The sequence below is a fragment of the Shewanella sp. Arc9-LZ genome (assembly GCF_010092445.1).
Lineage (GTDB): Bacteria > Pseudomonadota > Gammaproteobacteria > Enterobacterales > Shewanellaceae > Shewanella.
Genome location: NZ_CP048031.1, coordinates 3,306,625 through 3,322,918 on the forward strand (window position 1 = coordinate 3,306,625; position 16,294 = coordinate 3,322,918).

The 16,294-nt window shown below is 39.6% G+C and carries 10 protein-coding genes and 1 tRNA gene; 5 read left to right on the forward strand and 6 right to left on the reverse strand.

All coding sequences use genetic code 11. From position 1 onward, the window contains the following. Nucleotides 1–210 precede the first annotated feature (210 nt). Nucleotides 211–1,677, forward strand: coding sequence for a DASS family sodium-coupled anion symporter (locus GUY17_RS14120; RefSeq protein ID WP_162023519.1), 1,467 nt, complete (start codon nt 211–213; stop codon nt 1,675–1,677). A gap of 148 nt (nt 1,678–1,825) precedes the next feature. Here the strand turns inward: GUY17_RS14120 and GUY17_RS14125 are convergent, their stop codons facing one another. Beyond that, nucleotides 1,826–3,457 (reverse strand): methyl-accepting chemotaxis protein, encoded by a 1,632-nt coding sequence (locus GUY17_RS14125; protein ID WP_162023520.1) that lies wholly within the window; start codon nt 3,455–3,457, stop codon nt 1,826–1,828. 526 nt (nt 3,458–3,983) lie between these two features. Here GUY17_RS14125 and GUY17_RS14130 point away from each other — a divergent pair. After that, a complete protein-coding gene (locus tag GUY17_RS14130) occupies nt 3,984–5,234 on the forward strand; it encodes an MFS transporter (protein WP_162023521.1) in 1,251 nt (416 codons plus the stop codon). Then, the gene (gene yidZ / locus GUY17_RS14135; RefSeq protein ID WP_162023522.1) at nt 5,209–6,183 is read left to right on the forward strand and encodes an HTH-type transcriptional regulator YidZ; all 975 of its coding nucleotides are present in this window, start codon (nt 5,209–5,211) and stop codon (nt 6,181–6,183) included. The genes GUY17_RS14130 and yidZ overlap by 26 nt, the downstream gene beginning before the upstream one ends. Nucleotides 6,184–6,383: 200 nt before the next feature. Here the strand turns inward: yidZ and GUY17_RS14140 are convergent, their stop codons facing one another. Both GUY17_RS14140 and GUY17_RS14145 read right to left on the reverse strand, forming a co-directional pair. Next, nucleotides 6,384–8,528: a bifunctional diguanylate cyclase/phosphodiesterase gene (locus GUY17_RS14140; RefSeq protein ID WP_101086609.1), complete on the reverse strand. Its 2,145-nt coding sequence runs from the start codon at nt 8,526–8,528 to the stop codon at nt 6,384–6,386. A gap of 711 nt (nt 8,529–9,239) precedes the next feature. Continuing rightward, a tRNA-Ser gene (locus GUY17_RS14145) sits at nt 9,240–9,329 on the reverse strand. A gap of 275 nt (nt 9,330–9,604) precedes the next feature. On the opposite strand from GUY17_RS14145, the gene GUY17_RS14150 reads away from it, so the two are divergent. Together GUY17_RS14150 and fabA are read left to right on the forward strand one after the other, a co-directional pair. Further along, complete coding sequence (locus GUY17_RS14150; RefSeq protein WP_162024375.1) at nt 9,605–11,344, forward strand: AAA family ATPase; 1,740 nt, start codon at nt 9,605–9,607, stop codon at nt 11,342–11,344. Between the two features lie 75 nt (nt 11,345–11,419). Continuing rightward, nucleotides 11,420–11,935, forward strand: a complete 516-nt coding sequence (fabA, locus tag GUY17_RS14155) for a bifunctional 3-hydroxydecanoyl-ACP dehydratase/trans-2-decenoyl-ACP isomerase (protein WP_011638105.1) — start codon at nt 11,420–11,422, stop codon at nt 11,933–11,935. 96 nt (nt 11,936–12,031) lie between these two features. Here fabA and rmf read toward each other — a convergent pair whose 3' ends face one another. The 3 genes from rmf to GUY17_RS14170 form a co-directional block, all read right to left on the reverse strand. Beyond that, nucleotides 12,032–12,208 (reverse strand): ribosome modulation factor, encoded by a 177-nt coding sequence (rmf, locus tag GUY17_RS14160; protein WP_011638106.1) that lies wholly within the window; start codon nt 12,206–12,208, stop codon nt 12,032–12,034. A 253-nt stretch (nt 12,209–12,461) separates the two neighbouring features. Then, complete coding sequence (locus GUY17_RS14165) at nt 12,462–14,351, reverse strand: DUF3466 family protein (protein ID WP_101086606.1); 1,890 nt, start codon at nt 14,349–14,351, stop codon at nt 12,462–12,464. Nucleotides 14,352–14,376: 25 nt separating this feature from the next. Beyond that, the gene (locus tag GUY17_RS14170) at nt 14,377–16,293 is read right to left on the reverse strand and encodes an ABC transporter ATP-binding protein (RefSeq protein ID WP_101086605.1); all 1,917 of its coding nucleotides are present in this window, start codon (nt 16,291–16,293) and stop codon (nt 14,377–14,379) included. Nucleotide 16,294 lies beyond the last annotated feature (1 nt).

The following is a 16,294-nucleotide window of genomic DNA, read 5'->3' on the forward strand; positions in this document are numbered from 1 at the left end:
CACGTCAATCAACACAGCCAGCGAGTCAATAAACAATTGAATAGAAAACTAAATATGACACATATCAACAATGAGAATAACTTCACAAATTTAAATATCACAAAGACTTAGTATCGAGTTACTGCTCCGATCCGCTTTAACAATTGACCAAATGATAACGACATTTATTGTCATTGCTAAAGGTGTATTCTCAAACCTAAGGATACTGCAATGAAAACTACCGACATCCGAATTGTTCCAGGTCTGATTTCAATTGCGATAATTATATTTCTTTGGTTCATCGTCCCCTCACCGGAAGGTGTGTCGGCCAATGCCTGGCACTTATTGGCTTTGTTTATTGGTACTATTGTCGCAATTATTGGTAAAGCGATGCCTATTGGGGCTATTGCCATATTAGCCATTACACTCGTTGCATTAACTGGCGTAACCAATGACAAGCCAGCTGATGCCATTAAGGATGCCTTAAGTGGATTTTCAAACTCACTGATTTGGTTAATTGGTATTGCGATTATCATCTCACGCGGATTAGCTAAAACAGGTTTAGGGAACCGTATTGGCTATTACTTTATTGCTTTATTTGGACGGAAAACCATTGGTATTGGCTATGCGTTAGCGTTATCAGAGCTGGTCATTGCACCTGTCACACCCAGTAATACGGCACGAGGCGGCGGAATTATTCACCCTATAATGAAGTCAATTGCAGCGAGTTTGGGTTCGTCTCCAGAAGAAGGAACATCACGCAAAATAGGCCATTATCTTGCCTTAGTGAATTATCATACCAACCCCATTACCTCGGCAATGTTCATTACCGCGACTGCACCTAACCCATTAATAGTCAAATTGATTGCTGATGCCACAGGTGCAGATATCAGTATTACTTGGGGCACATGGGCACTGGCAGCATTATTGCCAGGTTTGCTTTGTATTGCGCTAATGCCACTGGTTATCTATGCGGTTTACCCCCCAGAAATAAAGCGCACGCCAGACGCAACAGCTTATGCTAAGTCAAAGTTGGCTGACATGGGCCCTATGACTTTTGCTGAAAAAATCATGGTGAGTGTGTTCTCGCTATTACTGATCTTATGGGCAGGAGTACCTGCCATGATATTAGGGGCGGATTTTGCGGTTGATACCACTGCAGTCGCATTTTTAGGCTTATCCATTTTGTTAATTAGCGGGGTACTGAGTTGGGAAGATGTGCTTAAAGAAAAAGCCGCTTGGGATACCGTGGTGTGGTTTTCAGCATTAGTCATGATGGCAACGTTCTTAAATAAGTTGGGATTAGTCGATTGGTTTTCTGGTGTGGTTGAAACCAATATCGCCCAAATTGGTGTCAGCTGGATGATTTCAGTGATCATATTGGTGGTGGTTTACTTTTATGCACACTACTTTTTTGCCAGCACCACTGCGCACATTACCGCCATGTTTGCAGCATTCTTCGCCGCTGGCATCGCATTAGGTGCCCCACCTTTATACCTAGGTTTACTCCTTGCAGGCGCATCATCTTTAATGATGTCGCTCACGCATTATGCCACTGGCACCTCACCGATTATCTTTGGCTCCGGTTACGTATCAATGGAAGACTGGTGGGTAATGGGCATTATTATGAGTGTTGTCAATTTAACCATTTGGGGTGTTGTCGGCGGACTGTGGTGGAAAGTACTTGGTTATTGGTAAGGTTGAGATAGAAATAAAATCAGCCTGTGCTTAAGCCATATTGATAAAGCCAAAAGTTAACTAAACTCAAAATTGATTAAATTAACGCTGACAAATAACATGAGTGATTTGTCAGCGTTAATCTGTAACCCTTTCACAGAACGAATAACTATATTTCGGTCTTAAACTGCTTTACATTTAACTCTAAGCTTTTAGCAAGCTCTTCAAGTTGATAACTGGCCGCGGTAATTTTACCGGCTTCTTGCTGAGCCAATAATGCTGAATGAGTAATTTGAATAAAGTTTTGATTTATATCCGCAGCAACCACAGACTGTTGCTCTGCGGCTGTGGCAATTTGAATATTCATATCACTTATTTTAATTACCGATATATTGATAGCCTGTAATGATTCTCCAGCGTTTTTAGCTTGCTGAACACTACTATTGGCTTGCTCTTGACCTTCGTTCATAACAGTCACTGCTTTAACAGAACTGGCGCGCATGCTTTCAATTACAGCTTGGATTTGTCTTGTTGATTCTTGTGTACGCTGAGCAAGATTACGCACTTCATCAGCAACAACGGCAAAACCTCGGCCTTGTTCACCTGCACGTGCAGCTTCAATGGCCGCATTTAACGCCAACAAATTAGTTTGTTCTGCAATACCTTGAATCACATCTAACACAGATCCAATTTCTTTACTGTCTTGTGATAGTAAATCAATGATCTGTGCCGCTTCACTTACTTTAACGGCTAACGCATCAATATCAGTCTGTGTTTTAGTCACTTCAATTTGACCTGCATTAAACTCATTTGTGGCCGTTTGTGATAGTAGCGCAGCTTCGCTGGTATGGTTTGCGACTTCTGAAACGGTACTCGACATCTGGGTGATCGCTGCAGCACCATTATCGGTCGCTAATTTTTGATTATTAATGAGGTGTTCGTTTTGCTTTGCCGTTTGGTATAAATCTTTAGACGCCGCAAGTAACTTATTTGCGGCCAACATGGAATTTTGGGTTATGTCGGTCAGGTTAACGGTTAAATCCTGCACTGCACTTAATATACTCTGAGAAGAATTAACGGTTAATTTTACCGTGAGATCACCTGAAGCGATTTGTTGGATCACACTGGCTGCATATTCCGGCTCGCCGCCAATAATATTTTTTAAGCGCTTAACAGAAGTTAACGCCACCATACACCCAATAAAGAGTGCAATGGCGGTTACAACTAGCATCACCGACTGAAAACTGGTTGTTTGCTCACGCGCTGCTGAAACTTGTTGTTGAATCTGCGCTTCTTGATAATCAATTAACTTATTAATTCTTTTTAGCCATTCGCTATATAAAGGTGAAACGACCACTAATAGGTGCTCTGTCGCAGCATCATTACGGCTCGAATTAACCATCTGTAACAAGGTTTCAGTAGCCGCTAGCGTGGTCACTTCAATGTCTTTAATCGCTTGCAGTAAGCTTAACTCTTCATTACTGTGCTGCACGTTGGCATACATAGTATTAAGTGTTTTTGCAGCTGTGAGATAAAACTGTTTAAGACGATTAATATCATTTTGATGCTGTTGTGACAGTGAAGCATTATTGACTAATACGGCATCTCGAATTGAAATGGCTCGATCATGCACACTGCCTCTGAAATTAATCGCTTGGCGCTGTTCAACTGCTGTCTGCTCTGACAATTTGGTTAAATTATTGTCTGCGATACTTATTTTGAGTAAACCAAACAAGGTTATACCAACCATAATGACCAGTAAACTTGCAAAGCCAAAGTAAAGACGGCTTATTATTCTCATTGTTAAGACCTTTTGTGTAATTAAGTGTATTGGTACTTTTCGGTAAAATTTGAAGCGTAAAATTGAGTCAGTAAAATTAAAAACATGAATAACAAGCGCTAAAGACAACGGCTATCGACAATTGACAATTGACACTTTGATTTTTAAGGTGATAACTAAAAATCAACTTCAATCATTAATGGTAATAGTATAGTTGATGCTCAACAGTTTTCGGACTCCATGACGAATAAAGACCGGAGCATCGTTTCAATAATTTCAGCAAACCTTTTTTACGGCCTAATCTAAAGAGTGAGCGTATAAAAACCGCGAGCTCGAATGAATAAAGCTCTGAAATCAGCAAACTCAATACGCTTAGCGATGCTCCGTAGCTCACTTTTTATTAAAGCTTTTCGATCAATGTATTTAAAGTCATCAGATTCAAATCAATCAACAAGATGTCGTAAATAGAAATACCTGTTGTCAAAATGGCAACTCGTACCGACAAACCTTTCAATCTATTATCCTTGCAACATTAAGTGAGGGTTTTATGACTAGATTTATACTGTGTAGCTTCGCGCTGGTTCTGCTTTATCCCACTGCAATTGACCTTTATTTAGTTGGTTTACCACAAATCGCCAAAGACTTAGGTGCAAGTGAGTCACAACTCCATATCGCTTTTTCTGTGTATTTAGCGGGTATGGCCACAACGATGGTATTTGCCGGTAAATTATCAGACGTTATCGGCAGACGACCCATAGCAATTACTGGCGCTATTATTTTTACATTAGCTTCGTTCATGGGCAGTACAGTAGAAAACAGCCAATCTTTTTTAATCGTCCGCTTTATTCAAGGTATTGGCGCTGGCAGTTGTTACGTGGTCGCGTTTGCTATTTTACGTGACAAGCTGGACGATAAACGCAGAGCAAAAGTATTATCTATGGTCAATGGAATTACCTGCATCATGCCCGTTATCGCCCCGGTGATTGGTCATTTGATCATGCTTAGCCTTCCATGGCCAAGTCTGTTTATTACTATGGCAGCCATGGGCGGAATGGTGTGTTTAATGTCAGTATTTGTTTTAAAAGAAACCAATACTACACGCCAATCATCACGAGCTAATGTAACAACAGTCGAAACAACTGATCCATTAACAGCCCACCCCTTCACTCAATCAACAACTCAATCAACAACTGCGACAGAATCCTTTTACCAACGATTCTTTTTAAGCCGACTACTCATTAGTGCCATTGCCGTTACAGCAATTCTTACGTTTGTAAATGTATCGCCAATGTTGATCATGAATATCATGGGCTTTAGTCGCGGCGAGTATTCAATTGCGATGGCATTAACGGCACTTGTTAGTATGCTCACCTCATTTGCTATGCCATTGGCGTTGTCATATATCAAGCAACGTAGCTTGATGCTGGTATCTCAATTATTATTTGTGTCTGCCGCAATCATCCTCGGGCAGACTCAACTCAGTGCCGATAGCCAATTTATCAGTCTATTTGGTCTTAGTCTTATCTGTGCAGGATTTTCAATTGGGTTTGGTGTGGTAATGAGCCAAGCGCTTAGCCCCTATCGTTATCGAGCGGGTGTCGCCAGTTCTATGCTCGGAGTGGCTCAAATTTGCAGTTCAGCTTTGTATATTTGGCTATTAGGCTTGCTTGGTATAAGTGCATTGAATATGCTGATATTAATATTGTTAATGGGTGGCGTTATCAGCGCTGTTTTAATAGTATTCATTCCCTCACCACTGCCGAGTATTTCCAATGAAGAAATCATTAGCACGCCTTGATCTAAACTTGCTGATCACTCTGCAATTGTTATTACAAGAATTAAGCGTCACTAAAACAGCAAAAAAACTGAACGTGACGCCGTCAACGGTGAGCAAATCACTCAGCAAATTACGAGAATGGTTTGACGACCCTTTGTTTATAAAAACACCTCATGGATTTAGCCCAACGTCACTTGCCATCAGTATGGAACAAGAGCTTGCTGACTGGTTACAAGTCAGCAGTCAAATACTCGCCAAACGCGGCGATGAGATCCCTAACGGTGTGCGCTTTAATCTTGCGATGGAATCGCCATTGCTGCTGACGATGTTTAATCAGCTTACACAGCAAATATTTCAGCAGTATCCAGACGCTAAAGTCAAAGTTCATAACTGGGACTATGATTCAATTGAAGCTATTATTCGAGGAGAAGTTGACATTGGTTTTACTGGCCGAGAGAGCCACCCAAGATCAAAAGAATCGATTAAACTTTTACCTTACTTTATCAATTACGAAGTATTATTTACCGACCTCCCCTTAGTGTATTTACATAAAGATCACCCAGCCTTAAAAGAAGATTGGAATATTGATACTTTTGTAAAATATCCACAAATTAACATCACATGGGAAAAGTCTGAAACCTGGGCATTAGATGAAGTATTAATAGAAATGGGCTTAAGCCGTAATATTGAATTAACCATGGCCACGTTCGAACAATCTTTGTTTATGACAGCTCAGTCTGGTCACAACATGATTACCACTGCACCACAATATTGTCAGCACTACTGTCGTAATATACACACAGATTTAGTGTGTTTACCTATTCCGGTAGATAAAGCATTACAAGATAAATTGATGATTCCCTTCACCATGATTTGGCATAAACGAAACAATCAAAATCCAAAAATAAAATGGTTAAGAGATGCGATAAAAGCCTTATATCGAGACCTTAATAATACCCACTTGCGTTAGTGTAGAGATACAAGTGGCATAGTTATTTTGGCCACCTAAATAGAGGTGATATTATTATCTCGTACATGACTTTAGGTGAACACATGAGATCGATAACCTACTACTTTATAAGCGCAGATGACGGTTACAGTTGTTGAAAAATAGCTTTCATATGATTTTCACACAAAGATCAACACACACTAAAGACTAACTCATAAAGCTCATTTACAAATCCAAGGAGGAGACGTATTCCATAAATTAATCCACTCAGGGATTGAGCTTGCTGGCATTGGCCTTGCTATACCGAAACCTTGTGCTAATTGACATCCCATTTTGAGTAATTGCCGACCATGCTCTTGGGTTTCAACCCCCTCTGCTATCACAGAACGACCGAAGGTCTTCGATAATTCAATGACACTTTTTACAATGGCTTGATCATCCATATCATCTAACATGTCAATGACAAAAGATTGATCTATTTTTATAACATCAGTCTTTAACTTTCTCAAATAGCTTAAAGATGAAAACCCCGTACCAAAATCATCTAACGAAAAACGTATCCCTAACTGTTTACATTGACTAATAACCTCAGCGATGTGCTGAGTATCTTTAATAATACTGGATTCTAAAATTTCAAATTCAAGCTGACCCGCTTGAAAACTCGTGTTGAGAAATAAGATTTCATTTAATTGTTTAATGAAATCTTCATGCTGAAGTTGTAATGGACTGACATTGACACTGATAGGTATAACTATTCCTAAGCGTCGCCATTCATTATGCTGCTTTATTGCCTGGTCAATTACCCATTTACCTAACTCAATTGCTAGAGGCTCTTCTTCAATGTAGGGCAAAAAGCGAAAGGGTGACAAAAGACCTTCTGTCGGATGTTGCCAACGAATAAGGGCCTCTAAACCTATAATATCATTAGTTTCCATATTAATTTTGGGTTGGTAGAATAACAAAAACTCATTGTTATTAAATCCATTGCTTATGTATTCTAACTCTCGATACTGGAGTTTTATCGCTACATCATTTTCAAAGTCAAATTCATGAATGCAATTCTTTCCCTGCTCTTTAGCCCTATACATAGCCTGATCAGCATGACGAATAAGTATGTCTGGGTAACTATTATCCTGTGGGAAAAATGTCACGCCAATACTCACAGTTATAGAAAGGCGCTTATTTTCAATAATAAATATTTCTGTAATTGAAGAAAGTATTCGCTGTAATATTTCTGTTGCTTGATGATGACAGTCTAAATCATCAAGAATCAAAACAAACTCATCGCCACCAAACCTGGCAAGAGTATCATCCTCTCGTATTGCAGTTTTAAACCTATTTGCAACAAGGCAAAGAAACTCATCTCCTATATCATGACCGTAAGCATCATTTACCTCTTTAAAGCCATCCAAGTCTAGGAAGGCTATAGCTATTTGTTTGCTATTACGCTGCGCTTTGATAAGCGCTTGCTGCATTCGATCAGCTAACAAATTTCTGTTTGGCAAATGTGTTAGTGGATCATAGTTGGCTGCAAACTTTAACTTCTCATTTACTTCTTTTAATACCTGATTACTTTTTTCAAGTTTGCGTTGATTATTTTTCTCGTCGGTAATGTCTTGAAATATACCACTTAATTTTTCAGCAACACCATCGACATACGTGATATGACAAGTCGTTCTAACGTCAATCTTTCGTCCTTTGGTGGTATAAGTTTCAAGCTCTAAGTCGTACTCTTCGCCAAGTTGAATCGCAGCATCAAGCGCTTCTTGGAATAATTTTTTGGAATCGGGTAATAAATAACTTACCCCCATTTCAACGGTAGGAATATATTCTTGCGGAGTTGTTTCATAAATTCTGTAAGTTTCATCTGTCCAAATCAAGTCACCGTTATGCAAGTTGAGTTGCCAGCCACCTAGCTTGCCTATCTCTTGAGATTCTCTCAATAACTCGGTTGTGGTTGCAAGTAGTTCTTCCTGCCGCTTACGAAAGGTTATTTCTTGGTGCATGCCAATCATTCGTGTCGGCTTGCCTTCAACATCCCATGCAATAGCTTTGCCTGTAGACAATACCCAAACATAATGACCGCTTTTGTGTTTCATACGAACTTCTAACTCACAAAGTTCGCTTTGGCCTTGACAATGGTAATCATAATTTTTAATTGCCCTAGGCAAATCATCTGGGTGCAATACATCTAGCCAAGTTTGGTAATCAACAGGCATTAACTCCGATAAGGTATACCCTATAATCTCAGCCCAACGTTCATTACAAACAAGACCATCATTTTCAACACGCCAATCCCAGACGCCAACATTAGTCGCATCTAAAACTAACTCATTAACCTCTTGGCTTATCGTATTCTTGTGCATGGCCTTTATACTGTTTGGGATAAAAAGTTATGGATTAATCAGCTTTTGTAAATAAGAACTTTTTGCCTTTTAATCAATCACAAAAGTCTACTTATTACTGTTTTTTAACTTCAATACTAAAACAGTTTTAACGAACAGATATTCTTTAATATAAGGTAAGCTTGATTAAGTATCAAAGCAAATCACTTAGTTAATGAGCGAAAAAAATATTAATAAAACGAAAAACAAAATGAGATTAGAGCTTCAATTTTTTACACTATATCCAAGACCTAAACGGTAGAAAAAAACTGTGCCACCCATCCTCTGAACAAGTAACATAGCTCATTTCCATTGCTTTGGCGACAGCTCTGCTCGATGTACTCAATTCATCAACTTCAATCGAAACATCAAAAAACTATTTTTGAATTAGTAACCTATCGGTCACCTACGGAATTCAGCACAGCAGAGAAACTTGATAGCAATCAAATATGAGGATGTGTTGTGTTTTTTGGAGGGGATACTTAAACGCACAGCCTGCGCTGGCAATTTGTGGTGCCTTGTCGCCGTTTTCGGTATCAATGCTCACAGTATTCAGTTAATGCAGATAAAACTCAAAACTGTTATTGAGGATGGATAGCTTACTTTTCATAAAGAGAAACCCGGGGTTCAGAGTCCTATCTTACGCCCAAATAAAAAGGCCTTATCTTTCGATAAGGCCTTTTTATTTGAATGTGGCGGAGGGATAGGGATTTGAACCCTAGAACGGGATAAACCGTTGCCGGTTTTCAAGACCGGTGCATTCGACCACTCTGCCATCCCTCCGAACGGGCTGAATAATATAAGTAACTCGTTTGCTTGTAAACCATAAAGTTAAAAAAAACACCTGAGTGCATAGCATTTAATCAGCATGCTCATATTTCTGTCATCATCGAGACTTTTTTAATCAACACAAAACTCGTTGGCGACTCTTTTATGGACTTGAATCACTTCAACAACATCCAGGTAAGCTAGAAGAGTTGAATCTGCTAAGGCTTTTGTGGTGCTTTATGCTAATATCATCTCATTATTTTTCGTTGTCGCAGCTAAATTACCACTATATGAATTCAACGCTACTGCCTAGTGCCAAACTCGCTCCTCAATATCATTTACCTGATGCATCGACTTCAGTTTCTTTTCCAAGTCATATACTGCTTGGTCAAGAACGAGTGGTTGAAACATTCAAATTAATGAGCAAAACAAATTCGCAACATTTATTTCTTGCTGATTTTTTAGGGGTAGATAGATCACTATTTATTGATGCGTTGGTAACTCAAGCTAACACGCCTTCAAGTCATTACCTTGTTGCGACTAAAAAACAGCAAGAAGATGCAGATATTCAGTTTAAGTGGCAACAAACACTCCCTCCTGAACATGTCGGCATTATCGCTAAACAAGAATCATTGTCCTGCTATTTACAAGGGACTATTCGCCGTGCTGATTTGCTCGGTAGAATGCTTAAAACGGATAAATCCAGTGTTTATAAACCTGGTGCACTAGCCAAAAATCATTTCGTGTTTATTTGCTTAGCATCATTATGGCAGCGCGAGAGTTTGTGGGATTTGTTGATGCAAATTATCCACGATGGCTTTTATCGTATTAATAATGAGTTAACTCCTATTCCACTGAATTGTAAAATTGTACTTGTGGGCTCTGGTTTATCGTATAGCCAGCTTAGAGTTGAAGACCGAAATTTTAATCGCCATTTTCCTTTGCTGGCTGAAATGAGTAATGAAGTTGATCTAACACAGCATCCTGAATCGTCTTATGTGCAATGGTTGAACGTGCTTGCCCAAGCAGAATCTGTTGAATTAGAACCATCAAGTTTGTTACCGTTATTTTGGTATAGCTCTCGTTTGGTTGAACATCAACAACGCTTAAGTTTAAGTATGTTGGAGTTTAGGCAACTATTAGGTCAAGCAAAGGTATATTCAGGTCAAGCTACATTGAATGCTGCAGCTATAGCTAAAGCACTGGAAAAATTAAAATTCCGTCACAATAGCTCTGAAATATATTCTGCTCAAAGTTTTGATGATAATTTTATAAACCTGCCAACTAAAGGCGCTATGGTAGGTCAGATTAATGCCCTTACGGTTATTGATACTGGCGATTATACCTATGGTGAGCCTGCCCGTATTACCTCATCAGTGCATTATGGTGATGGCGAAGTGGCAGATATTGAACGAAAATCAGAGTTGGGTGGCAATATTCATGCAAAAGGCATGATGATCCTATCTGCTTGCTTGTACCGTATTTTTGGTCGTGACGCGCCTCTTCATTTGAATGCAAATATTGTGTTTGAACAGTCTTACCAAGAAATTGATGGTGATAGCGCTTCACTAGCTGAGTATTGCTGTTTAATGTCTGCGATAGCTGAACAACCCATTATCCAAAGTTTAGCGGTTACAGGCGCATTAGATCAGTTTGGCAATGTACAAGCGATTGGTGGTGTGAATGAGAAAATTGAAGGTTTCTTTAATTTATGTCAACGCCGCGGTTTAACGGGTGAACAAGGTGTTATTATGCCTAAGGCCAATGTATTACAGCTAAATCTTGAACCTGCTGTGATTGAAGCCATTGATAAAGGATTATTTCATATCCATGCAATTGAGCATATGGATCAAGCAGTTGAACTGCTGATGCAAATGCCTGCTGGAGTCGCGAATGAAGATAACGACTTTGCACCAGACACGCTTTACGGATTAGTACAACAACGTTTAGATAAATTAGCCGGACAAGATGATGACGACGTGGAACTGAACTTTTTTGCTAAATTGTTAGCTAGATTGCACATTATTTAGTGATCGGAGTTGTTTAGCTTACACGTGTTCGCTATCTTGTTAGTATTATCAGTCAATTAAGTGGTATCGATTTAAATGGAAAAAGCTAATAGTTTCACTAAAGAGCAACTTGTCGCATGTGGTCATGGCAATCTTTTAGGCCCAAATAGACCGCGCTTACCTGTCGACAATATGTTGATGATTGACCGTATCATTACCATAAATGAAGATGGTGGTGCATTTGGTAAAGGTGAAATAATTGCCGAACTCGATATCACACCCGATCTATGGTTTTTTGATTGCCACTTTATCAGTGACCCAGTAATGCCTGGTTGTTTAGGTTTGGATGCCATGTGGCAACTTGTTGGTTTCTTCCTAGGCTGGGAAGGCGCTGAAGGTAAAGGTCGAGCATTAGGCGTGGGTGAAGTGAAATTTACCGGCCAAGTATTACCTGATGCAAAGAAAGTGACTTACAAGCTTAATATTAAACGCAAAATTCACCGAAAATTGGTTATGGGTATAGCTGATGCCACGATGGAAGTTGATGGTCGTCAAATCTACTCAGCAACTGATTTAAAAGTAGGTATTTTCAGCGATACATCGACGTTCTAGTTAACGCCACTTTACTTCGAAATACGTTGAAAATGTAGCTTAATGCCCTCCGATATACATCGTGAGGGCATTTTATTAAGTGTTACTTATTAAGTACTACTTGTTAAATAGGCCATTAAGACGACCGTCAATACCTTCACGCCATCCGCCTAACCATTGAGACCGTGAATCCAGATTCGAATGGGGACAAACCTCCTTAGAGCGCCCTCCTACTCCGGCTTGAAATCCTTTTGAAAATGCTCTGTCTAAACGATCTCTTTTCTGTCTTTTCATGCATGAGTCCTCTTCAGTAACAGGCTTCTTTTTGACATGATAAAGCTGAAGCCTTGCATATAGAAATAGATCGTTTTTTAACCAAAATCAACCAAAAAAAACCATCATTTTAATGATCTTTTATTAAGGTATTGAGAATTAGGTTAAAAAAAAATCGAGGAATATTTCCTCGATTTTTTTATGGTTCTAGACTACCCCCTGTTTGAGGTGCTAGATGACGGTGACTACACTGAGTCTATGATGACAGTTAAGCCTATTTTTTTACTCTGCGACGCAACCATAATAATGGCAGAGTGAATAACCAAGCAAAACTGGCTGCACCTTGACGTACATAAGCCACTTCTTCAACTGTGTCTGAAGTCGTACATGCTTCACCAGAGGTTGGTTTCAAAATAACCATTCGCGGCAAATATGCTGTTACTGGAGCACCGTTCCCATCTAATTCAAATAGCGGTAGATTATTTTCACCGACAAGCACATTACCAGTAGTTGCATCGGTTTGATATTGTGGCTTACGAATAAACGCAGTCCCTACAATAGTGCCGTCTTCATTGATGCTATTGGCTTCTACAACTTGAATATCGGTGTTATAAGTTAATATTTCACCAGTACCATCTTGAATACTCACTTGATGACGAGCCCACTCTCCATCAGTATTCTGTACATAGCCTTTAGAACCACAGGTAAGGAGATCGTTTAAATTAGAAAATTCGCTAGTACTATTTTCAAATAAGAAACCCACTTTTGGACGAGGCTTTTCTTTGTCGTAAGTTGATTCAACATAACCGACAACTTGTCCTTTATTGTTGATATCTTTAGGTTTGCTACTTAAATCTGACAATGTGGTTTGGAAGTCATTCGGCGTAACAATTCCTTGTTCAGGATTATTAGTGTCTAATGTGAAGAATTTATCACGCAAATAGCCACCAATATATTTACGATAACTGCCGACTAAAATACCATTATCATTAATATCATATGCGATAGAACTGGTGACTTCATTCTCCATATCTACCCAATTATATTGATATTCACCATTGGCATTCTTTTTCCAGTAAGCAGCATCAAAATATAATTTATCGGTGTCGCCATTACGATAAACATGTGAGCGGCCAGCCACATCATCATCGCTGTTAACACCTAATGCTTGGGCGGTGTAAATTAGCGTTGAATCCGTTGCAGGGGTTAAGCCTAACGGTAATTCAGTACGCTCAGGTACACCGGCATCGTCTATGTTATTTAAATCCCATACTAAAGCGCGTGTTTGATAAATAATATAACGACGGCTGTTAGTGTCTGGATACTGAGAATCTTGAACACAAATAGCGAGCGGCGTAGGATTATCTGCATCAGTGTCTTCTGCGCTTGTAATACAGCTATCTACACGGTCAACACTTGATGAAGCCAATGCGGTACTTCCATAACCAACAACAAGATTATTTTCATTTACATCGGCTGCAACAGACGAACCACCTAACTCAACGGTAGCTGCACTAGTGTCAGCATCTTGTTCACGAACATAGGTTGTGTAAGGAGGTAGCAATGAAAATTCAACATCATCTTTTACTGCAATGGCACGAAGTTCAAAATCACGATAATACCAAAGCTCTTGTGTTGTGCTTGTACCTTCATAAGCCAAGGTCTTTTGTTCACCGGTATAAGCACCCACTTTGGTGCCATTACTGTTAAGACCATAGAAGAAGGTATCAATTGAATTAACAACCAGTTCACCATCACTGTCTACATCAGTAGGATTAGTCGTACCTGCTAGGCTATAAAATGAAGGCTTCCAAGCGCCTTCAGCGGCATTTGCACTGGTAGTGACAGTGAAGTTATTTGCCTCTATTGGCTTTAATACTGAATAGGTAATCTCTTCTGCATCAGAAATACCATCTTCAACATCAATGATGCCGCCTTCAATGTCTTCGGTACTAAGTTTCTTTTTACCTTTTGAAATACCGACAACTTCATCTTGACTGTTCACCGCCATGGCATAGCCATTACGTGTACCGTCAATAGTGCCATTTAGGTCGAAATCTTCAATATTAACAATTTCATATACTGGCGCAGCTTGAACTGTTCCAATCACACTTAATACACCTATCGCAACAAGGGATAAGGCTTTATCAAACTTTAACTTCATGTAACTATTCCTGTTTTATTATGCTTTACTTCAGTGACTCAAGCTCTTCCCATCGCTCGAAGCAAACTTCTAAATTCTGTTCTTTTTCTGCCAACAACTGCAGTGTTTTATTGACCAAATCCTGCGGTTGATTATAAAAATCAGCACCCGCTATGGTTTGCTGCAATTGGGCAATATCTTGCTCGAGCTGTTCCATTTGGCTCGGAAGCGTATCTAATTCTTTTTGCAATTTGTAAGACAGTTTTTTGACTGCTTTCTCAGGGATACTGACAGGCTTTGTTTCAACCACTGCGGTAGGTTGGACAACATTAGTTGCAACAGGTTCCTCAGAATAAAACTTTGCACCTTGAGCAACAGCATCTTGGTAACCACCAACATACTCAGCCCATTGTCCATTGCCCGCAAACCACCAACTGCTGGTAACGGTATTGTCGATAAATGCTCTATCGTGGCTCACGATAAGTAATGTACCAGCAAAATCAGCAAGCAGTGACTCTAACAATTCTAACGTCTCAATATCAAGATCGTTTGTTGGTTCATCGAGAATAATTAAATTGGCAGGGCGTAATAATAATCTCGCCAATAACAAACGGTTCTTCTCGCCACCAGAAAGTGCTTTTACCGGAGTACGAGCACGCATTGGCGAGAATAAGAAATCTTGTAGATAACTAAGAATATGGCGATCTTGGCCATTAATTGTGACGGTACTTTTACCCTCACCAACGTTTTCTTCTACTGTTTTTTCTGGGTCAAGCGCTTCACGATACTGGTCAAAATAGGCAACGTCTAGCTTAGTACCGACTTTAATTTCGCCAGATTGAGGCTGCAGCTTTTCAATTAACAGTTTGATTAGCGTTGATTTACCGCAACCATTTGGGCCAATTAACGCGATACGGTCACCACGTATGACAGTAGTACTGAAATCTTTAACTAAATTTTTATCAGGCAAATTATAGTTAACATTTTTAATATCAAATACTAACTTACCAGAGCGTTCGTTATCAGATACCGACATTTTGGCGTTACCTTGACGGTTTAAGCGTTCACTACGTTCGGTACGTAGTGCTTTTAACGCTCGAACACGACCTTCATTTCGAGTACGTCGCGCTTTAACACCTTGGCGGATCCAGGTTTCTTCGTCGGCAAGTTTTTTATCAAAATGAGCGTTTTTCTCAGCTTCAACTCGTAACCATTCTTGCTTACCATCTAAATAAACTTGATAGTTACCTGGAAATGAGACCACTACACCACGATCTAAATCGACGATACGCGTTGCCATTCTTTGAATAAAACCACGGTCATGGCTTACAAATACGATAGCGCCTTTAAAGCTTAATAAAAATTGCTCTAACCATTCAATGGTATCGATATCTAAATGGTTGGTAGGTTCGTCAAGCAGTAATAAATCAGGATTAACAACAAGGGCACGAGCTAACGCCACTTTACGCTGCCAACCACCAGACAATTCATTTAATGGCTTATCCGGATCTAGACCTAACAACTGACAGTTTTGGATAATGCGTGAATCTAATTGCCAGCCGTCATTGTGATCTAACACTTCCTGAAGACGTTGCATTTGATTCAGCATACGATCCATCTGCTCAGGATTAGCATCTGCAACATCGTGTGATAATTGATGATACTGTTCTAACGCTTCACCAATTTCTTTCAAACCCGCTGCTATATAAGAGTAAACCGATCCGGTTTCTGCTTTAGGAGGGTCTTGCTGTAAACGACTGACGTTAACGTCATTTGCAATATTAAACTCACCATCATCAAGTAATACATCACCTGATAATACTTTCATTAAACTTGATTTACCGGCGCCATTACGCCCAACAATACACACGCGCTCACCAGGTTCAATGGTAAAATCTGCATTTAGCAGCAAAGGAATGTAACCGTAGGCTAACGAGCCATTATTAATGCGTACCAGACTCAAT